Below are 17,842 nucleotides of genomic sequence, written 5' to 3'. Positions count from 1 at the left end.
AGTTGCGTCGATTGGGCCTAGCGGAATTGGGCTAAGAACCGCAGGTCGTTGTCGAAGAACAGACGCAAATCGTTGACGCCATAGCGCAGCATGGCCAGGCGCTCGGCGCCCATGCCGAAGGCGAAGCCCTGGAACTCTTCCGGGTCGATGCCAGACATGCGCAGCACGTCCGGGTGCACCATGCCGCAGCCCAGCACTTCCAGCCAGCCGGTCTGCTTGCACACGCGGCAGCCTTTGCCGGAACACATCACGCACTGGATATCGACTTCGGCGGACGGCTCGGTGAAGGGGAAGAACGACGGGCGGAAGCGCACGGCCAGTTCTTTTTCGAAGAACACGCGCAGGAATTCTTCGATGGTGCCCTTGAGGTCGGCAAAGTTGATATCGCGGTCGATCAGCAGGCCTTCGACCTGGTGGAACATCGGCGAGTGGGTGATATCCGAATCGCAGCGGTATACACGGCCTGGGCACACAATGCGGATGGGCGGCTGGGTGGACTCCATGGTCCGCACTTGCACCGGCGAGGTGTGGGTGCGCAGCAGCATGTTGGCATTGAAGTAGAAGGTGTCGTGCATCGCCCGGGCCGGGTGGTGGCCAGGGATGTTGAGCGCTTCGAAGTTGTGGTAGTCGTCTTCGACCTCTGGGCCTTCGGCGATGCCGTAGCCGATGTGGGTGAAGAACTGCTCGATGCGCTCGAGGGTACGGGTGATCGGGTGCAGGCCACCGGTGGTCTGGCCACGGCCTGGCAACGTCACATCAATGCATTCGGCGGCCAGGCGAGCGCTGAGCTCGGCTTCTTCGAAGGCTGCCTTGCGTGCGTTGAGCACTTCGGTGACGCGCTCTTTGGCGTCATTGATCAGCGCGCCGACTTTCGGCCGCTCTTCGGCTGGCAGGTTGCCCAGGGTCTTCATCACCTGGGTCAGTTCGCCTTTCTTGCCGAGATACTGAACCCGGATCTGTTCCAGGGCATTGATGTCTTCAGCGCGCTCCACTGCCTCAAGGGCTTGGGAGACCAGCGCGTCCAGGTTTTCCATGTACAGACTCCAGATACGAAAATAGGGGAAGAGCTTTGAAGGCTCTTCCCCTATCGATGACGTTTTACACCCGGCGCCGCAACACGCCGCCGGATGATTGTCGTGGGTACTTAAGCCAGAACGGCTTTAGCTTTCTCGACAATTGCAGCAAACGCCGCTTTTTCGTTCACTGCCAGGTCAGCCAGAACCTTACGGTCGATTTCGATCGACGCCTTTTTCAGGCCAGCAATCAGACGGCTGTAAGACAGACCGTTGGTGCGGGCACCGGCGTTGATACGAGCGATCCACAGAGCGCGGAACTGACGCTTCTTCTGGCGACGGTCGCGGTAGGCGTATTGGCCTGCCTTGATGACTGCCTGCTTGGCTACGCGGAATACGCGCGAGCGTGCACCGTAGTAACCTTTAGCCAGCTTCAGAATTTTTTTGTGACGCTTACGAGCGATAACGCCGCGCTTTACACGAGCCATGAGTAACTTCCTCTATCTTTGACCAGAATTAACGAACGCGCAGCATGCGCGCGACTTTTGCGACGTCGGACGGGTGCAGCAGGCTGCTACCACGCAGTTGACGCTTACGCTTGGTCGACATTTTGGTCAGGATGTGGCTCTTGAAAGCGTGCTTGTGCTTGAAGCCGGTTGCCGTTTTCAGGAAACGCTTCGCAGCACCGCTCTTGGTTTTCATTTTTGGCATGTTGGAACTCCGCATTCGATAAAATTACACATAATCATCAGGCCTGCCGTGCCCGGGAGATTACTTCTTTTTCTTGGGGGCGATGACCATCATAAGCTGGCGTCCTTCCATCTTAGGATGCTGCTCAACGGTGCCGTATTCGGCAAGGTCAGCTTCGACCCGCTTCAACAGCTCCATGCCCAGCTCCTGGTGGGCCATCTCACGGCCACGGAATCTCAGAGAGATCTTGGCCTTGTCCCCATCGGTAAGGAAACGTACCAGGTTGCGTAGTTTTACCTGGTAATCCCCATCCTCCGTCCCTGGACGAAACTTGATTTCTTTGATCTGGATCTGCTTCTGGTTTTTCTTGGCTTCGTTAGCCTGCTTCTTCTTTTCGAAGAGGTGCTTGCCGTAGTCCATGACCTTGCAGACCGGCGGTACCGCGTCTGCAGAGATTTCTACCAGATCCAGCTTCGCTTCATCAGCGATACGCAGCGCTTCATCAATCGAGACGATGCCAACCTGCTCGCCGTCTGCGCCAATTAACCGAACCTCGCGGGCCGAGATATTCTCGTTGATCGGGGCCTTCGGTGCAGCACGCTTATCGTTTCTCATTTCACGCTTAATAATTATTACTCCGATTCTTGGCGACCACGCCGGGAAACCGCTTGTGTCAGGAGCTCAGCGAATTGCGCGACGGGCATGGAGCCCAGGTCTGCGCCTTCGCGAGTACGCACAGCGACGGTTTGCGTTTCGACTTCGCGGTCCCCTATAACCAAAAGGTACGGGACCTTGAGCAAAGTATGCTCGCGGATTTTAAAGCCGATCTTCTCATTTCTCAAGTCCGACTTGGCACGGAAACCGCTACCGTTCAGAGATTTCTCAACCTCGAGGGCGAAATCGGCCTGTTTGTCGGTGATGTTCATGATCACCGCCTGGGTCGGTGCCAGCCACGCCGGGAACACGCCCGCGTAGTGCTCGATGAGCATCCCGATGAAGCGTTCGAACGAGCCGAGGATGGCGCGGTGCAGCATCACCGGGCGCTTGCGCGCGTTGTCTTCGGCGATGTAGCTGGCGTCCAGGCGCTCCGGCAGGTTCGGGTCGTACTGCAGGGTGCCGCACTGCCAGTTACGGCCGAGGCAGTCGCGCAGGGTGAACTCGATCTTCGGGCCGTAGAACGCGCCTTCGCCAGGTTGGTATTCCCACTCCAGGCCCGATTCGTTCAGGGCGTCGGCCAGTGCACCTTCGGCACGGTCCCACAGCTCTTCGGAGCCCACACGCTTGGCCGGGCGGGTCGACAGCTTCATGGCGACGTCGGTGAAACCGAAGTCGTTGTACACGTCCAGGGTGAGCTTGATGAAGTCGGCGGCTTCTTTCTTCACCTGATCTTCGGTGCAGAAGATGTGCGCATCGTCTTGCACGAAGCCACGCACACGCATGATGCCGTGCAGCGCGCCGGACGGTTCGTTACGGTGGCAGGCACCGAATTCGGCCAGGCGCAGCGGCAGGTCGCGGTACGACTTCAGGCCTTGGTTGAACACCTGCACGTGGCACGGGCAGTTCATCGGTTTTACCGCGAAGTCGCGGCTTTCCGACGACGTGGTGAACATGTTCTCGGCGTAGTTGGACCAGTGGCCGGAACGCTCCCAGAGGATACGGTCGACGACCTGCGGGGTCTTGATTTCCGAGTAGCCGTTTTCGCGCTGGATCTTGCGCATGTACTGCTCGAGTACCTGGTACACGGTCCAGCCGTTGGCGTGCCAGAACACCATGCCCGGCGCTTCTTCCTGCAGGTGGAACAGGTCAAGCTGCTTGCCGATCTTGCGGTGGTCGCGCTTTTCGGCTTCTTCGATGCGCTGGATATACGCAGCCAGCTGCTTCTTGTCAGCCCAGGCGGTGCCGTACACGCGCTGCAGCTGCTCGTTCTTGGCATCGCCACGCCAGTAGGCGCCGGACAGCTTGGTCAGCTTGAATGCCTTGAGGAAGCGAGTGTTCGGCACGTGCGGGCCGCGGCACATGTCGACGTATTCTTCGTGGTAGTACAGGCCCATGGCCTGCTCGTCGGGCATGTCCTCGACCAGGCGCAGCTTGTAGTCTTCGCCACGGGTCTTGAACACGTCGATGACTTCGGCGCGCGGGGTCATCTTCTTGACGACGTCGTAGTCCTTCTCGATCAGCTGCTGCATGCGCTTTTCGATGGCCGCCAGATCGTCAGGCGTGAAAGGACGCTCGTAGGCGATGTCGTAATAGAAACCTTCGTCGATCACCGGGCCGATCACCATACGGGCGGTCGGGTACAGCTGCTTCACCGCGTGGCCGATCAGGTGGGCGCACGAGTGACGGATGATCTCCAGTCCCTCTTCATCTTTAGGGGTGATGATCTGCAGGGTGGCGTCATGGGTGATCAGGTCGCAAGCGTCGACCAGCTTGCCATCGACCTTGCCGGCCAGGGTGGCTTTAGCCAGGCCTGCGCCGATCGAAGCGGCGACATCGGCTACGGAAACCGCGTGATCAAACGCGCGTTGACTGCCATCGGGAAGAGTAATAATGGGCATGGCGCCTCCTCTCCTAGTGGTGACCCCTACCAAAGGTCACGTGGGTTGGGATGAGCCAGTACAAGATCCGACCTGCCTTCTATAAAGAGAAGCCTGCCTCACAGTGGCAGAAGCCTTTCGGCTTGCCAGGGGGACCTGAGTGACTGGAAAGTAAAAGATAGCTGCACGCTGCAAGTGGGCAGGTGCAAGCCGGGCATGCTAGCACGCGGGTTGCGCGCCAGCGCAGAAATATTTGGAAATTGCGCGGCAGCGGTGAACTTACGCGGAAAATTTCCGATCAGACCTTGGGAAGCAACCTACTCTTGATGAGACCTTAACCCAAGGAGTAATCGGTTATGCGAGTTCAGTCTCTTCTGGCCCTGGCGGCCGCCGGCGCCCTGCTGCTGCCTCTGGGCGCCAGCGCAGGTGCCTTCCCTGCTGGGGCGAAAGCCAATTACATGAGCCAGTGCACGCAAGCAGCCACCGGCCAGGGCTTGGACGCCAAAACGGCAGACAAGCACTGCAAATGTGGGGCAGAAGCCATCGAAAAGAATTTTTCTGACGCCGAGATCGCTGACCTCGACAGCAAGGACGGCGTTGACGCCAAGCTGATGCAGAAGGCCCAAACCGTTGTGCGGCAGGCCTGCGCACCGAAGAGCTGAGGCCCTGAATCCGGGGCTTGTGAGCCTTTATTTGCGCTGGATCAACATCTATCGAATGTAAAAGGCGCTAGTTCCGCAGAATTAGACTATGATGTCACCAGTGCCAGGCAGCTCAGGCGTCTGTGGCACTTCGAAAAATATCAAGTTTCTGGAGATTCATCCCATGTCCAATCGCCAAACCGGCACCGTCAAATGGTTCAATGATGAGAAAGGCTTCGGCTTCATCACCCCACAAGGCGGCGGCGACGACCTGTTCGTACACTTCAAGGCCATCGAATCCGACGGCTTCAAGAGCCTGAAAGAAGGCCAGACTGTTTCCTTCGTCGCCGAGCGCGGCCAGAAGGGCATGCAGGCTGCACAGGTTCGTCCGGAGTAATTCGGATAGCTGTAAAAAAACCCGCCCTTGTGGCGGGTTTTTTTATGGGCGCTGGGTAGCGATCAACCGCAGTTGACGCGCGTTACCACACCACGCTCGTCCACATTGAGGTTCAAACGCTCGGAGCGGTATTCCAGGGTGACCACGTCGTGTGGTTTCAGGATGCGTGCCATCTGCGAACCACTGGCCTTGCGCGCCTGCTCGAGCAGGTCGGCACTGCCTTGCTTGCCAATGGCAAAATCGGCGCCACTGGCCTCGCAGCGGCCGTCGTTGCCAGCTGGCGTGGCCGAAGCGCTGCCACCCTCGGATTTGCCACCAGTGCTGCAACCAGCCAGCACAGCAGCAACCAGCAGGGTTGCCAGGGAAGCACGGGTACGGAACATGAATCCTCCTAAAATTGATCTGGGAACTGTCTGATCGGACACTTCCACCTTGAATTTGTTGCAAAACCGCCCAAGTCTGCCTGAACTCGCCGCCACAGGCGAAAGCCAATCGTGACCGGATTTTGCCAGGTAGGCACACACAGCTTGGTTAGCTTCAACCCCTTTTTTATGCTTAAGTCGCAGACCCATTGACGCAAAGTCATGATTTACTTTAAGAAGTGAAGGCATAATGCCTGCTTCGAACACCAGGGTCAGGTGTTCGCCCCTCCGCCCCGGGCCGCACACGAGAGCCTTTCATGAACCACCACATCGACGCCGATATCAAGGTCAAATGGGACGAGGGCCAGAGCGCCTACAGCCCCAGCACCCCGGAAGAGCTGCTATTGATCGCCCTGGACCTGCTGGTGCGCGACCGCGGCAGCGAGGCGGCGCGCAGTTTCATCGACCAGGTGTTCGAGCGCTACGCCCCGCACGCCGCTATTGCAATCGAGCCAGGCGGGCGCTGAGCAGGTCGAAAAAGCCCTGCGCATCACCCTCGCCTACCCAGGTGACATTGGCCGGCAGCTTGAGCACACCGTACCAATCGGCGACGGTCTGACCGAAAGTCGGGCCTTCGCGGGTGTCCACGCTCATGTGGATATGCCGGCCGGTAAATAGCTCGGGCTTGAGCAGATACGCGATGACACTGGCGTCGTGCACCGGGCCACCGGGCATGCCGTACAGGTCCATGTCGTGCTTGATGTAGGCATGCAGAATATCCACCACCCGCTTGCTGGCCGGGTTGTTCACGGCCGCCAGCTGTTTGAGGCGGGCGTCGCTGGTGAGCAGCTTGTGGGTGACGTCCAGCGGCAGGTAGGTCAGTGGCACGCCACTGGCCAGCACCACTTCAGCAGCGTGCGGGTCGGCATACAGGTTGAATTCCGCCGCGGGCGTGATGTTGCCGCCGTTGAAGTGGGCACCGCCCATTACCACCACTTCCTTGATGCCTTTGGCGATCTCTGGGCGCTGGACAAGCGCCAGCGCCAGGTTGGTCTGCGGGCCGAGCATGGCGATGGTGATGCTACCGGGCTTGGCGGCGCCAAGGGTATCGACCAGGTATTGCACGGCATTGCCGTCGGCCAGGGGCTTTTTCGGCTCATGCACCTGGACACCGGTCAGGCCCTCTTCGCCGTGAACGTCGGCTGCGTAGATGGGCGCGCGCACCAGTGGTCGCCCTGCCCCGGCGTACACCGGGATATCTTCGCGGTCCGCCCATTCTCGGGCCAGGCGGGCGTTGCGCGAGGTCTTGTCGAGGCGCACGTTGCCGGCGACGGTGGTGATGGCGCGGATGTTGAGCTCGTCGGGTGAGGCCATGGCCAGAAACAGCGCGACTACGTCGTCGGCACCGGGGTCGGTGTCGATGATCAGGTCACGCGGCGCGGCCTGGAGGGTGGCGGAGGCGGCTACGGCCATGAGGGTGAGTCCTTGTAGCAGGGGTTTTAGCATGGGGCACTCCTGTTGCCGTGATGTAAATACTGCTGAATCACCACACACCCTTCGGGAGCGGGCTTGCCCTGCGAACCAGGGCAGCGCCCTGGGCATACACCTGCGTCGGCTGGGCGGCCCCTTTAGCGGGACAAGCCCGCTCCCGCAGAGATTGTTGTAGCGCCAAATAACAACGGCTAGAAGGTAACGCCCGAGATCAAAGCGATGTTGCTGTAAGGCTGACACTCGCCGGTACGCACCACGGCCCGGGCACTGCGCGACAGCAGCTTGAATGCCTCGTGGCTCAGCCACTCACGCTTGCCTAGCTTGCCGCGCAGCCGCTCGATCTCGACCAGCCCGGGCGGCACCACCTTCTGCATCTCTTCGGCCAGCACATGCCGCTCCACCTGCATCTCGCTAAGTACCGCGCGCAGCACGCTGGCGAAGTCGGGAATGCCTTGCGTCAAGGCCAGGTCGATCAGCTCGACGCCCGGCGGCACTGGCAAGCCGGCATCGCCGATCACCAGGATGTCGCCGTGCCCCAGCCCGGCAATGGTGCGCGACAGGGCGATGTTCAGCAATGCGGTCTTTTTCATGGGGTCAGCTCCGCCAGGTTGGGGATCGATGGCTGGGCGCCGGCACGGGTGACCGACACCGCCGCGGCGCGCTGGCCGAACGTGATCGCCTCGCTCTCCTCCAGGCCCCGCACCAACGCTGCCGCGAAGCCGCCAACGAAGGTGTCGCCCGCCGCCGTGGCGTCCAGCGCCTTGACCTGCGGTGCGGGGAAATGCCGGCTGCCGTCACGGCTGACAAACAGCGCGCCTTGCGCGCCCAGGGTGACGATCACCTTGCCCGCGCCCAGTTGAAGCAGGCGCTCGCCAGCACGGCGGGCGCTGTCCAGGTCGTTGACCGGCTCACCGGTCAGCGCCTCGGCCTCGCTTTCGTTGGGGATGAGGTAATCGATATGGGCGAACCAGTCAGCGGGCAGCGGGCCGGTGGCCGGCGCCGGGTTGAGGATCACCGTCTTGCCCAGCTCGCGCCCCCGGGCAAGGGCCCAGGCCACGGTTTCTGCGGGCACCTCCAGCTGACAGATGATCAACTCTGCCGCCTGAAGCAGCGCGTCGAAACGCTGCACGGCGGCCGGCGTGAGCAGGCCGTTGCCGCCCGGAACGATGACGATGCAGTTTTGGCTGGCTGCATCCACGGTAATCAGCGCCACGCCACTGGAGACACCTGGGCACACGCTGACCGCCTGGCAATCGATGCCCTCGACTTCCAGCGCCTTGCGCAGCTGCTGGCCATAGGCGTCGTCACCGACATTACCCACCATGGCCACAGCCGCGCCCAAACGCGCCACGGCCACAGCCTGGTTGGCGCCCTTGCCGCCGGGCACGGTGAAAAAACGCTCGCCGGCCAGCGTTTCACCCGCGCGTGGCAGCCGTTCGGCGCGGGCCACCAGGTCCATGTTGAGGCTCCCGACCACCACTACCTTGGCACTCATGCGGACTCCTTAGCGGTAATCATTGAACAGGTCCGGGCGCGGCCCGGTGGATTCGCGCAGCACGATGCGCGGGGCGACAATGCGCTGCTCCGCGGCATCACGGCGCGGGGTGGTGATGCGCGACAGCAGCAGCGCCGCAGCGTTTTCGCCGAGTTCGCGGATCGACTGGCCGACCGTGGTCAGCGGCGGGTAGACGTAGCGGCTCAGCTCGATATCGTCGAAGCCGATCACCGACAGCTCGCCTGGCACGCTGATATTGCGCTCGGCCGCCGCACGCAGCACCCCGAAACCGATCATGTCGTTGCCGGCGAAGATCGCCGTGGGCCGCTTGCCATCGAGCAGCTGTGCGGCCGCCACATGGCCGCCCGGACTGGTGAAGTCGCAGTGCAGGACATGCTCGACCGCCACCGTGACCTGCGCCTCGGCCAGCGCGCGGTGGAAGCCGGCCAGGCGCAGTTGGCTGACACCCGTCTCGGCCGGGCCACCGATGTAGGCAATGTCACGATGGCCCAGCTGCAGCAGGTGCTGGGTGGCCAGGTAGGCCCCGTGTTCGTGGTCGATGCGCACCAGGTCGGCATCGACGCCCTCCAGCTCGCGGTCAACGATGACCATCGGCGTGCGCACGCAGGCCAGGCTTTGCAGCAGGTCGCTGTCCTCGCCCACCGAAGCGACCACCAGGCCGTCGATGCGTTTTTCCAGCAGCACACGCAGGTAGCTGCGCTGCTTTTTCGGGTTGTCGTCGGAGTTGCACAGGATCACGCAGTAGCCGTTACGCTCGCAGGCATCCTCGATGCCACGCGCCAGCTCGGCGAAGTACGGGTTGACGCTGTTGGGCACCAACAAACCGATGGTGGCGGTGCTGCGCGCTTTCAGCGAACGGGCCACGGCGCTGGGCACGTAGTCGAGCTCGACGATGGCCGCCTCGACCTTCAGCCGCACCTGTTCGCTGACGGGGCGGGTCTTGTTCAGTACATGGGACACCGTGGTGTAGGAAATACCCGCGAGTGCCGCGACGTCTTTGATGGTTGCCATTTTTTTTCAGTTCCGCCGGGATGCACGCCGGCTACGGTAGGTGTCGAGCACCACGGCGATGACGATGACCGCCCCGGTGATGATGCGTTTGGTCGGTTCCGAGGCGCCGATCTGCGCCAGGCCTGCGGCCAGCACCGAGATGATCAGCACGCCAAAGAAGGTGCTGATGACCGAGCCGCGCCCGCCCATCAGGCTGGTACCACCAATCACCACGGCGGCGATCACCTGCAATTCGAGGCCGGAGCCGGCATTCGGGTCGGCCGCTTCCAGGCGCGAAATCTGGAACAGTGCGGCCAGGCCCGCCAGCAGCCCCATCAAGGCGAACACCAGCACTTTGTAGGGCCGCGGGTCGATACCGGCCAAGCGCACGGCCTCTTCGTTGGTGCCGATGCCGATCAGGTAACGGCCGAACACGGTACGGGTCAGCACCAGCTGGGCGAGAATGATCACCAGCAAGGCGATGATGAAGGCCGGCGAGATGCCAAAGGCGACCGGGTTGGAGAACCAGGCGTAGGCATCGCCGATGTAGGCCGTGCGTGAGTCGGTGAACTGGTAGGCCAGGCCACGCGCCATCTCCAGCACGCCCAGCGAGACGATGAACGACGGGATGCGCCAGGCCACGGTGACGGCACCGGTAAGGCTGCCGGCCAGGGCGGCGATGGCCATGCCGAGCAAGGCGGCAGGCAGCACCCCCCAGCCCCAGCCGAGGATCGCCACGCTGACCGTGGAGGCTGCCAGCGCCAGCACCGAACCCACCGACAGGTCGATACCGCCGATGATCAGCACGAAGGTCATGCCCACGGCCAGCACCATCAGGTCGGGGATCTGGTTGGCGAGCGTGCTGAAGGTGGCGTACGACCAGAAGTGGCTGCTGAGCAGCGAGAACAGCACGATCATGGCCAGCAAGGCGCCCGCCAGGCCCAGGTAGGTGCCGATGCCGAAGTAAGTGCCGCTGCGGCGCGCGGTTGCGCCTGCCGGGGTGTCGAGGGGTGTGGTTTTCATGCATCCATCCTGGGGGCTGCGTCGTGCAGCAAGGCATCACGTTTCTGGTAGCCGGCGAAAGCGGCGGCGAGGAGCTGGTCCTGGCTCCAGTGGCCACGCTCGAAGGTGTCGATCAAGCGCCCGGCCGAGAGCACGGCGATGCGGTCGCAAATCAGCATCAGCTCGCGCAGGTCGCTGGACACCACCACCAGGGCCTTGCCTTGGCGCGCCAGTTCGGCCAGCAGGCCATAGATGTCGAACTTGGCGCCGACGTCGATGCCGCGGGTGGGCTCGTCGAACAGCAGCACCTGGCAGTCGCGTTCCAGCCAGCGGCCGATCACCACCTTCTGCTGGTTGCCGCCGGACAGCTCGCCGACGGCCTGCGCAGCATTGGCGCTGCGGATGCGCATGGCGTTGATCTGGCGCTCGGCCAAGGCCTGTTCAGCCTCGCCGTCGACCACCCCGGCGCGGGACAACGCCGCCAAGTTGCCCAACGCGATATTGGCGCTGATCGACTGTGACAGCAACAAGCCTTCGCCCTTGCGGTCCTCGGTGATCAAGGCAATACCGGCCTTGACCGCAGCCTTGGGCGAATCAATGGTCACCGGCTTGAGCGGCTGGCCGATTTCGAGAGTGCCGCTGTCGGCGCGGTCGGCGCCGAAGATCAACCGCAGCAGCTCGGTGCGGCCAGCGCCGATCAGCCCGGAGATACCGAAGATTTCCCCAGCCCTGACCTGCAGCGAGACGTCGCGCACCTTGTCGCCGCGGCACAACCGATCGACCTTGAGCAACGGCGCGCCGATCTGCCGGCGGCCCAGGTCGATGTGCTCGCCCAGCTCGCGGCCGACCATCAGGTTGACCAGCTCATTGCTGCTGTAGCGCTGGATCGGCTCGTCGCACACCAACTTGCCGTCACGCAGCACGACGATGCGCTGAGCCACGCGCTGCAATTCTTCGAGGCGATGGGAGATATAGACGATGGCCACGCCGCGCTGGCGCAGGCGTTCGATCTGGGTGAACAGCAGCTCGACCTCGCGGGCGGTGAGCATGGCCGTGGGTTCGTCGAAGATCAGCACATGGCAGTCGCCGATCAGGTTGCGGGCGATCTCGACCATCTGCTGATGGCCGATACCCAGCTCGCCGACCGGGGTGTCCGGGTCGATGGCATCGAGCCCGACCTGGGCCATGGCCGCAGTGGCCAGCTGACGCAGGCGCTTGTGGCTGATCCAGCCGAAACGGCTGGGCAGGTTGTCGAGGAACAGGTTCTCGGCCACGGTCAGGGTCGGCAGCAGGTTGAGCTCCTGCATGACCATGCGCACGCCGAGGCGCTCGGCCTCGCTGCGGCTGCCCGGCGCGTAGGCCTGGCCGCGAAAGCTCATGTGCCCGGTGGTGGGCGTTTCCAGGCCGCTGATGAGCTTGGACAGGGTGCTCTTGCCGGCACCGTTCTCACCCGTCAGGGCCAGCACTTCGCCGCCGCGCAGGGCCAGGCTGACATCGCCCAGCACCGGCTGCGCATAGCTTTTGCCCAGGCCGCTGGCGGCGAGCAGCACTTCATTGGCCGTTACAGGCATGGCCATTTCTCCTGGCCATCAAGGCTTGGTGATGAGTTCGACCGGGGTCTGGATCACGTTGTCGGCGTCTACGTCCGGCTTCTCGCCCTTGAGCATCTTCAGCGCCGCCTGGATGCCATATACCGCCTGCTGGCTAGCCGCCTGGTCGAGGGTGGCGAGCACGCGGCCATCCTTGAGCATCGGCTTGATGGCGTTGATGTTGTCGTAGCCCACCACTTGCACCTGGCCAGTCTTGCCCGCAGCGCGCACGGCCGACACAGCGCCGAGCGCCATGCTGTCGTTGCCGGCCAGCAGTGCCTTGAGGTCGGGGTATTCGTTGAGCATCGAGGCGGCGACAGCGTTGCCTTTGTCGATTTCCCAGTTGCCGGACTGCACCGAGACGATCTTCATCTGCGCCGCTTCCATGGCGTCCTTGAAGCCGGCGGTGCGCTGCTGGGCGTTGGTGGTGGTCGGCACGCCTTCGATGATGCCCACCTGGTCGCCGGCCTTGAGTTTCTGGCTGGCCAGGTAGTCACCGACCAGGCGCGCGCCCTTGCGGTTGTCGGGGCCTACGAAGGGCACGCTGAGGTTTTTGCTCTTGAGCACGCCGGGGTCGAGGCGGTTGTCGATGTTGACCACGGTGATGCCGGCGTCCATGGCCTTCTTGATCACCGGCACCAAGGCTTTGGAATCGGCCGGGGCGATGATCAGCGCCTTGGCACCGGTGGCGATCATCTGCTCGACGATCTTGATCTGGTTGCCCGTGTCGGTCTCGTCCTTGATGCCGTTGGCAACCAGGTCGAATTCGCTGGCGTGGTCCTTCTGGTAGGCCTTGGCACCGTCTTCCATGGTACGGAAGAATTCGTTGGCCAGCGATTTCATCACCAGGGCGACTTTGGGTTTGTCTTCGGCATGGGCACCGGACAGCGGCAGGGCGAGTGAAAACGAAGAAATGACGGCGAGCGCCAGCAGACGACCGGGGAACGGCAGCTTCATGGGAGATGACTCCGAATCTTGTGGTTTTTATCGGATCGCAAACGTTTGCGTTGGCTAACTATGGAAACAGGACGGGCTTTTGTCAAATCTGTTTCTCGATCGAGGTCGCCACACACCTGGCGCAGATTATCTGAGATTTATCCGAAAAACCGAACACCTTTTCCTATTCTTGTTCGGTGTTCCGAATGGACAAATTACAGGGAGACCCTTTCCGGCCCAGCCGACGCCTGTAATCCCACGCTGTTGTCGCACATGGTACGAAACCTGCGTTGCTCCCCGCGCGACACAGCAAAATTCTCACTAGGAAGAGAGCACAATAATTATGAATGCTGCACTGAAGACCTTCGCCCCCAGCGCCCTCGCGCTGCTGCTGATCCTGCCCGCCACCGCCTCGGCGAAAGAGGCCGAAACCCAACAGAAGCTGGCCAACGTAGTCATCCTCGCCACCGGCGGCACCATTGCCGGAGCCGGCGCCAGCGCTGCCAACAGCGCCACTTACCAGGCCGCCAAGCTCGGCGTCGACAAGCTGATCGCCGGTGTGCCGGAGCTGGCCGACATTGCCAATGTGCGCGGCGAGCAGGTGATGCAGATTGCCTCCGAAAGCATCAGCAACGACGACTTGCTCAAGCTGGGCAAGCGCGTCGCCGAACTGGCAGACAGCAACGACGTCGACGGTATCGTCATCACCCACGGTACTGACACCCTGGAAGAAACCGCCTTCTTCCTCAACTTGGTGGAGAAGACCGACAAGCCGATCGTGGTGGTCGGCTCGATGCGCCCGGGCACCGCCATGTCCGCCGACGGCATGCTCAACCTGTACAACGCCGTGGCCGTGGCCGGCGACAAGCAGTCCCGTGGCAAGGGCGTGCTGGTGACCATGAACGACGAGATCCAGTCCGGGCGTGACGTGAGCAAGTCGGTCAACATCAAGACCGAAGCCTTCAAGAGCGCCTGGGGCCCGATGGGGATGGTGGTGGAAGGCAAATCCTACTGGTTCCGCCTGCCGGCCAAGCGCCACACCACTAACTCGGAATTCGATATCAAGCAGATCAGCGCCCTGCCCCAGGTGGACATCGCCTATGGCTACGGCAACGTGACCGACACCGCCTACAAGGCCCTGGCGCAGAACGGCGCGAAAGCGCTGATCCATGCTGGTACGGGCAATGGCTCGGTGTCGTCGCGGGTGGTGCCGGCGCTGCAGGAACTGCGCAAGAACGGTGTGCAGATCATTCGCTCGTCGCACGTCAACCAGGGCGGTTTCGTGCTGCGCAACGCCGAGCAGCCTGACGACAAGAACGACTGGGTCGTGGCCCATGACCTGAACCCGCAGAAGGCGCGGATCCTGGCAATGGTAGCGATGACCAAGACCCAGGACAGCAAAGAGCTGCAACGGATTTTCTGGGAGTACTGATACACCGTAATGCGGGGCCGGCGCCCATGCCGTGCCGGCCCTTTACGGCAGCGCCAGCAGCAACCTGGAAAAGTCGCAGCACTGCCCTAGACCAGCCCGGTGCCTGAACTCGAGCCCTGGGTCATGACCGTGTAGTGCGCCAGCTCGCGCAACTGCACTTCACCGTCACCTTCCATCAGTTCCGGCGCGCACATCCAGGCGTTTTCCACGCTTTTCAGCGGCGTGCAGACAAACCGCGCATCCTCGAACACGTCCGGCACCACAATCACATCCAGCTCGTCGTACTCCAGCTTGCGGTGCAGCTCGCTGGACAACTCAACCGACGGTTCGATCTGCAACTGCGGGTAATCCCGACGAATCGCTTCGACGAACTGCGGCAGCCAGGTCAGTGCCGTCAGCTCTGTGACACCCAGGCGCAAGCGCCGTACCCGCACGTCACAGGCACCGATACGTTCCAGCAGCACATCACGGCGCGCCAGCAGCTCGCGCACATGTTCCAGTAGCTCCAGGCCTTTTTCGGTCAGCTGGGCCGTGCGACGACTGCGATCGAAGACCGCTGTCTCGAACGTATCCTCCAGCTCCTGGATGCGCTTGGAAATGGCTGACTGGGACATGTTCAGCCGTGACGCCGCCGCTTCGAAACTTCCGCACTCGACTGTATGCCTTGCAGCGCGGCTGCGCAGGGTTCGTGATCGATGGCGCCATCCGTGATGTCGCCGCCTTCGCCGACACACCCTGCTATGCCCGTGGCGTGGTGCACCCGCCAATGCCCTGGTCAGCCGTTTGCGAGCCGAGGGCCGGGATATCGTCAATTTCACCGTCGGCGAACCCGACCTGGATACCCCGCAACCGCAGGTGGAAATCACCGGCGCGCAAGCGGTGGCCTGAACGCCCGCCAACTGGCAAGAAGGCAGCCTATGAAGCCCTTCTTCACACAGGGCCAGCTTTTCACCTTACACGCAGTTGCGAAATACCTTACAGTCAAATACTGTATACGCATACAGCAAAACAAGGAAAAGCCCGTGGCCAGTACCGCCCCTGCAACGCCGAGCAGTTATGAACAACTGGGTGTGCGCATCCAGAAAGTCATCAACGGCCCTACCGCTCAACGTAGCCGCGCCGCCCTGATCTTCCGCCTGGAGCATGAGTCACCCGACGACTGGGAAACGTTGCTCGAGGAAATCGCCGAAAACGACAACGTCACGATCGCCCACCGCGACGATGGCGGCGTGCAGATTTTCTGGACGGTGCCGAAGGAAGACTGACCGCGCATGAGAGTTTCGCTTTTCGCCAGTGCCTGCCTGCTGCTGTTTACCCCCTTCGCCCACGCCGAGGCGCCGCGCACCTTTCAGGAGGCCAAGAAGGTCGCCTGGAAACTGTACGCGCCACAATCGACGGAGTTTTATTGCGGCTGCAAGTACAAGGGCAACAAGGTCGACCTGGCGTCCTGCGGCTACGCGCCGCGCAAAAATGCCCAGCGGGCTTCGCGCATCGAGTGGGAACACATCGTGCCGGCCTGGCAGATCGGCCATCAGCGCCAGTGCTGGCAGGCGGGTGGGCGCAAGCTGTGCTCGCGCCACGATGAGGTATACAAGCGCGCCGAGGCCGACCTGCACAACCTGGTACCGAGCATCGGCGAGGTCAATGGCGACCGCAGCAATTTCAGCTTCGGTTGGCTGCCCGTCCAGCATGGCCAGTATGGCAGCTGCCTGACCCAGGTGGACTTCAAGACCAAGAAGGTCATGCCGCGCCCGTCGATCCGCGGCATGATCGCGCGCACCTACTTCTATATGAGCAAGCAGTACAACCTGCGCCTGTCGAAGCAGGATCAGCAGCTGTTCCATGCCTGGAACAAGACCTACCCTGCGCAGGCCTGGGAGCGACAGCGCAACCAGCAGGTGGCGTGCGTGATGGGGCGCGGCAACGATTTTGTCGGGCCGGTCAACCTCAAAGCCTGCGGCTGAGCGCTAGGGTTTGTACGAAAATTCAAAGCCTAAGCCAGCGCTTGCAGGTAGGCGCTGGCTTGCCGGTAACGGGCCAGCCGCGCCAGGTCGGCGGGGCCGGGGCTGGCGATACGCGTCAGGTCGCTGTTGTCGGCCAGGTCGGCCATTTTCACGGTACGGGCCAGTGGGTCGCCCCCCAGGCGCACGACGAAATCCTGGTAACTTTCGCCTTCACGCCGGCTCAATGCCAGCAAGGCGGCGAGAATCTTCAGTGTGAAACCCTCGCGAGCGAGGTCGGAAAGTGTCAGCGGCGTGTCTTCGATCACGTCATGCAATACAGCGACGATGCGTTGCTCGGGCGTGGACACCCGCATCATCACCCGCAACGGGTGCAAGATGTACGCAGCGCCACCCTTGTCGTATTGCCCTTCATGTGCCCTGGCGGCCACTACGATGGCCCGTTCCAGTGTAGACATGAGGCCCTCCCCGTTCGGCCATCTCCCAGAGCAAGCATAGCCGGGTCAGCCTGCAGATGACAGGGCGTCTGAACCGGCCTTTTCGCTTATAGGAAGGGTAACGCCTGACTAGCGCTCCACACCGTGCTGAATGACCACCGAATCGGTCCCCAGCCTGGCCATGACGTCCGCCTTGCGTGCCTCGGCTTCTTCCTTGGTGGGGAACGGCCCCATCAGCACCACCGGCTTGCCGTTGCGGTATTCAACCGAGGACGGGATGCCCTTCTCGATCAACCGCGCGGTCATGTCGCTGAGTGCGCCCATGTTGGCGCCCTGGATCACTTCCACATCCCAGCCTTGCGGAGCCGGCTGATCGGCCAGGGCCTCGGCACGGCGTTGCAGCTCGGCGCCGCCACAGACTTCGCGGATGCGCAGGTTGTTGCCGTTTTCGTCGACGATGATGTCGTATTGGCCATCGTCACGCTTGACGGCCACGTAGCTGCGGTAGGCTTCGTACTGCCCGGCATCATCCTTGCCACGCACCTGGCCGCAGATGGTGCCCTGGGTATCGATCCGCACGTTGCCGAACTTGGCGGTCTTGGGGTTATGCAGGTGTTCGGCCACCTGTTTGTGCACGCCTTCGACCTCGTTCTCACAGCCCGCCAGGGCCAGCACTGCCATTACCACTGCCAGTTTGCGCACGCGTGTACCTCCAGTTTCGAAGCGGCGGATTCTAGCATGGCGACCCATGGCCCGAACCGCGACCATACGTTACACCTTGCTACACACAGCCGGGCTGACGAGCGCGCAAATGCAAAAAGGGCGATCCTTTCGGATCGCCCTTTCTGATG

At 62.2% G+C, this 17,842-nt stretch carries 21 protein-coding genes and 2 pseudogenes; 7 read left to right on the top strand and 16 right to left on the bottom strand.

Annotated elements, in window-relative coordinates:
* Positions 1-17 precede the first annotated feature (17 nt).
* The 5 genes from pheS to thrS all read right to left on the bottom strand — a co-directional run bounded on the left by pheS (position 18) and on the right by thrS (position 4,258).
* Positions 18-1,034 (bottom strand): phenylalanine--tRNA ligase subunit alpha, encoded by a 1,017-nt coding sequence (gene pheS, locus ACIPIJ_RS08030; protein WP_401074693.1) that lies wholly within the window; start codon positions 1,032-1,034, stop codon positions 18-20.
* A gap of 110 nt (positions 1,035-1,144) precedes the next feature.
* Positions 1,145-1,501: a 50S ribosomal protein L20 gene (gene rplT / locus ACIPIJ_RS08025; RefSeq protein WP_003250671.1), complete on the bottom strand. Its 357-nt coding sequence runs from the start codon at positions 1,499-1,501 to the stop codon at positions 1,145-1,147.
* Between the two features lie 28 nt (positions 1,502-1,529).
* Positions 1,530-1,724 (bottom strand): 50S ribosomal protein L35, encoded by a 195-nt coding sequence (gene rpmI, locus ACIPIJ_RS08020; RefSeq protein ID WP_012313865.1) that lies wholly within the window; start codon positions 1,722-1,724, stop codon positions 1,530-1,532.
* A 60-nt stretch (positions 1,725-1,784) separates the two neighbouring features.
* Complete coding sequence (gene infC, locus ACIPIJ_RS08015; RefSeq protein ID WP_401075728.1) at positions 1,785-2,336, bottom strand: translation initiation factor IF-3; 552 nt, start codon at positions 2,334-2,336, stop codon at positions 1,785-1,787.
* Positions 2,336-4,258, bottom strand: a complete 1,923-nt coding sequence (gene thrS, locus ACIPIJ_RS08010; protein ID WP_401074690.1) for a threonine--tRNA ligase — start codon at positions 4,256-4,258, stop codon at positions 2,336-2,338. The genes infC and thrS overlap by 1 nt, the downstream gene beginning before the upstream one ends.
* Before the next feature lie 335 nt (positions 4,259-4,593).
* Here thrS and ACIPIJ_RS08005 point away from each other — a divergent pair, with 335 nt between their 5' ends.
* Both ACIPIJ_RS08005 and ACIPIJ_RS08000 read left to right on the top strand, forming a co-directional pair.
* On the top strand, positions 4,594-4,899 hold the full coding sequence (locus ACIPIJ_RS08005; RefSeq protein ID WP_401074688.1) for a hypothetical protein: 306 nt from the start codon (positions 4,594-4,596) through the stop codon (positions 4,897-4,899).
* Positions 4,900-5,062: 163 nt separating this feature from the next.
* Positions 5,063-5,275 carry a cold-shock protein gene (locus ACIPIJ_RS08000; RefSeq protein WP_012273095.1) on the top strand — a complete coding sequence of 71 codons (213 nt, stop codon included), beginning with the start codon at positions 5,063-5,065 and terminating at the stop codon, positions 5,273-5,275.
* A gap of 62 nt (positions 5,276-5,337) precedes the next feature.
* Here ACIPIJ_RS08000 and ACIPIJ_RS07995 read toward each other — a convergent pair whose 3' ends face one another.
* Positions 5,338-5,658, bottom strand: coding sequence for an I78 family peptidase inhibitor (locus ACIPIJ_RS07995; RefSeq protein WP_401074685.1), 321 nt, complete (start codon positions 5,656-5,658; stop codon positions 5,338-5,340).
* Positions 5,659-5,954: 296 nt separating this feature from the next.
* Here ACIPIJ_RS07995 and ACIPIJ_RS07990 point away from each other — a divergent pair, with 296 nt between their 5' ends.
* Positions 5,955-6,164 carry a hypothetical protein gene (locus ACIPIJ_RS07990; protein ID WP_401074680.1) on the top strand — a complete coding sequence of 70 codons (210 nt, stop codon included), beginning with the start codon at positions 5,955-5,957 and terminating at the stop codon, positions 6,162-6,164.
* On the opposite strand, the gene ACIPIJ_RS07985 is transcribed toward ACIPIJ_RS07990, so the two are convergent.
* The 7 genes from ACIPIJ_RS07985 to ACIPIJ_RS07955 all read right to left on the bottom strand — a co-directional run bounded on the left by ACIPIJ_RS07985 (position 6,136) and on the right by ACIPIJ_RS07955 (position 13,182).
* A complete protein-coding gene (locus tag ACIPIJ_RS07985; RefSeq protein WP_401074678.1) occupies positions 6,136-7,143 on the bottom strand; it encodes a nucleoside hydrolase in 1,008 nt (335 codons plus the stop codon). The two genes, ACIPIJ_RS07990 and ACIPIJ_RS07985, sit on opposite strands and share 29 nt — an antisense overlap.
* Before the next feature lie 176 nt (positions 7,144-7,319).
* A complete protein-coding gene (gene rbsD, locus ACIPIJ_RS07980; RefSeq protein WP_401074675.1) occupies positions 7,320-7,718 on the bottom strand; it encodes a D-ribose pyranase in 399 nt (132 codons plus the stop codon).
* Positions 7,715-8,623, bottom strand: coding sequence for a ribokinase (rbsK, locus tag ACIPIJ_RS07975; protein WP_401074673.1), 909 nt, complete (start codon positions 8,621-8,623; stop codon positions 7,715-7,717). The genes rbsD and rbsK overlap by 4 nt, the downstream gene beginning before the upstream one ends.
* Positions 8,624-8,632: 9 nt before the next feature.
* Positions 8,633-9,655 (bottom strand): LacI family DNA-binding transcriptional regulator, encoded by a 1,023-nt coding sequence (locus ACIPIJ_RS07970; protein ID WP_401074671.1) that lies wholly within the window; start codon positions 9,653-9,655, stop codon positions 8,633-8,635.
* 6 nt (positions 9,656-9,661) lie between these two features.
* Complete coding sequence (locus ACIPIJ_RS07965) at positions 9,662-10,657, bottom strand: ABC transporter permease (protein ID WP_401074668.1); 996 nt, start codon at positions 10,655-10,657, stop codon at positions 9,662-9,664.
* Positions 10,654-12,207, bottom strand: coding sequence for a sugar ABC transporter ATP-binding protein (locus ACIPIJ_RS07960; RefSeq protein WP_401074665.1), 1,554 nt, complete (start codon positions 12,205-12,207; stop codon positions 10,654-10,656). Before ACIPIJ_RS07960 ends, ACIPIJ_RS07965 begins: the two co-directional genes overlap by 4 nt.
* An 18-nt stretch (positions 12,208-12,225) precedes the next feature.
* Positions 12,226-13,182, bottom strand: a complete 957-nt coding sequence (locus ACIPIJ_RS07955; RefSeq protein ID WP_401074663.1) for a sugar ABC transporter substrate-binding protein — start codon at positions 13,180-13,182, stop codon at positions 12,226-12,228.
* A 322-nt stretch (positions 13,183-13,504) separates the two neighbouring features.
* On the opposite strand from ACIPIJ_RS07955, the gene ACIPIJ_RS07950 reads away from it, so the two are divergent.
* Positions 13,505-14,593 carry an asparaginase gene (locus ACIPIJ_RS07950; protein WP_401074660.1) on the top strand — a complete coding sequence of 363 codons (1,089 nt, stop codon included), beginning with the start codon at positions 13,505-13,507 and terminating at the stop codon, positions 14,591-14,593.
* Positions 14,594-14,682: 89 nt separating this feature from the next.
* On the opposite strand, the pseudogene ACIPIJ_RS07945 reads toward ACIPIJ_RS07950, so the two are convergent.
* Positions 14,683-15,276: pseudogene (locus tag ACIPIJ_RS07945) on the bottom strand (LysR family transcriptional regulator); the annotation flags it as partial.
* On the opposite strand from ACIPIJ_RS07945, the pseudogene ACIPIJ_RS07940 reads away from it, so the two are divergent.
* The 3 genes and pseudogenes from ACIPIJ_RS07940 to ACIPIJ_RS07930 all read left to right on the top strand — a co-directional run.
* Positions 15,246-15,353 (top strand): annotated as a pseudogene (locus ACIPIJ_RS07940) (RraA family protein); the annotation flags it as partial. The pseudogenes ACIPIJ_RS07945 and ACIPIJ_RS07940 sit on opposite strands and share 31 nt — an antisense overlap.
* 262 nt (positions 15,354-15,615) lie before the next feature.
* Entirely contained in the window at positions 15,616-15,858 is a 243-nt protein-coding gene (locus ACIPIJ_RS07935; RefSeq protein WP_401074657.1) for a DUF1654 domain-containing protein, read from the top strand.
* A 6-nt stretch (positions 15,859-15,864) separates the two neighbouring features.
* The gene (locus ACIPIJ_RS07930; protein WP_401074655.1) at positions 15,865-16,557 is read left to right on the top strand and encodes an endonuclease; all 693 of its coding nucleotides are present in this window, start codon (positions 15,865-15,867) and stop codon (positions 16,555-16,557) included.
* Between the two features lie 29 nt (positions 16,558-16,586).
* On the opposite strand, the gene ACIPIJ_RS07925 is transcribed toward ACIPIJ_RS07930, so the two are convergent.
* Positions 16,587-17,012: a GTP pyrophosphokinase gene (locus ACIPIJ_RS07925; protein ID WP_401074652.1), complete on the bottom strand. Its 426-nt coding sequence runs from the start codon at positions 17,010-17,012 to the stop codon at positions 16,587-16,589.
* A gap of 108 nt (positions 17,013-17,120) precedes the next feature.
* Positions 17,121-17,693 carry an SPOR domain-containing protein gene (locus ACIPIJ_RS07920; protein ID WP_401074650.1) on the bottom strand — a complete coding sequence of 191 codons (573 nt, stop codon included), beginning with the start codon at positions 17,691-17,693 and terminating at the stop codon, positions 17,121-17,123.
* Positions 17,694-17,842 lie beyond the last annotated feature (149 nt).

The sequence above is a fragment of the Pseudomonas sp. NPDC087185 genome (assembly GCF_044744955.1).
In the GTDB taxonomy this organism is placed as follows: domain Bacteria; phylum Pseudomonadota; class Gammaproteobacteria; order Pseudomonadales; family Pseudomonadaceae; genus Aquipseudomonas.
Note: the sequence above shows the minus strand (reverse complement) of the source record. Positions and strands in the feature narration are given on the sequence as shown.

Bases quoted from the DNA above. Each gene is read 5' to 3' on its own strand.
- pheS (WP_401074693.1), bottom strand. From the start codon at position 1,034: ATGGAAAACCTGGACGCGCTGGTCTCCCAAGCCCTTGAGGCAGTGGAG.
- rplT (WP_003250671.1), bottom strand. From the start codon at position 1,501: ATGGCTCGTGTAAAGCGCGGCGTTATCGCTCGTAAGCGTCACAAAAAA.
- rpmI (WP_012313865.1), bottom strand. From the start codon at position 1,724: ATGCCAAAAATGAAAACCAAGAGCGGTGCTGCGAAGCGTTTCCTGAAA.
- thrS (WP_401074690.1), bottom strand. From the start codon at position 4,258: ATGCCCATTATTACTCTTCCCGATGGCAGTCAACGCGCGTTTGATCAC.
- ACIPIJ_RS08005 (WP_401074688.1), top strand. From the start codon at position 4,594: ATGCGAGTTCAGTCTCTTCTGGCCCTGGCGGCCGCCGGCGCCCTGCTG.
- ACIPIJ_RS08000 (WP_012273095.1), top strand. From the start codon at position 5,063: ATGTCCAATCGCCAAACCGGCACCGTCAAATGGTTCAATGATGAGAAA.
- ACIPIJ_RS07995 (WP_401074685.1), bottom strand. From the start codon at position 5,658: ATGTTCCGTACCCGTGCTTCCCTGGCAACCCTGCTGGTTGCTGCTGTG.
- ACIPIJ_RS07990 (WP_401074680.1), top strand. From the start codon at position 5,955: ATGAACCACCACATCGACGCCGATATCAAGGTCAAATGGGACGAGGGC.
- ACIPIJ_RS07985 (WP_401074678.1), bottom strand. From the start codon at position 7,143: ATGCTAAAACCCCTGCTACAAGGACTCACCCTCATGGCCGTAGCCGCC.
- rbsD (WP_401074675.1), bottom strand. From the start codon at position 7,718: ATGAAAAAGACCGCATTGCTGAACATCGCCCTGTCGCGCACCATTGCC.
- rbsK (WP_401074673.1), bottom strand. From the start codon at position 8,623: ATGAGTGCCAAGGTAGTGGTGGTCGGGAGCCTCAACATGGACCTGGTG.
- ACIPIJ_RS07970 (WP_401074671.1), bottom strand. From the start codon at position 9,655: ATGGCAACCATCAAAGACGTCGCGGCACTCGCGGGTATTTCCTACACC.
- ACIPIJ_RS07965 (WP_401074668.1), bottom strand. From the start codon at position 10,657: ATGAAAACCACACCCCTCGACACCCCGGCAGGCGCAACCGCGCGCCGC.
- ACIPIJ_RS07960 (WP_401074665.1), bottom strand. From the start codon at position 12,207: ATGCCTGTAACGGCCAATGAAGTGCTGCTCGCCGCCAGCGGCCTGGGC.
- ACIPIJ_RS07955 (WP_401074663.1), bottom strand. From the start codon at position 13,182: ATGAAGCTGCCGTTCCCCGGTCGTCTGCTGGCGCTCGCCGTCATTTCT.
- ACIPIJ_RS07950 (WP_401074660.1), top strand. From the start codon at position 13,505: ATGAATGCTGCACTGAAGACCTTCGCCCCCAGCGCCCTCGCGCTGCTG.
- ACIPIJ_RS07930 (WP_401074655.1), top strand. From the start codon at position 15,865: ATGAGAGTTTCGCTTTTCGCCAGTGCCTGCCTGCTGCTGTTTACCCCC.
- ACIPIJ_RS07925 (WP_401074652.1), bottom strand. From the start codon at position 17,012: ATGTCTACACTGGAACGGGCCATCGTAGTGGCCGCCAGGGCACATGAA.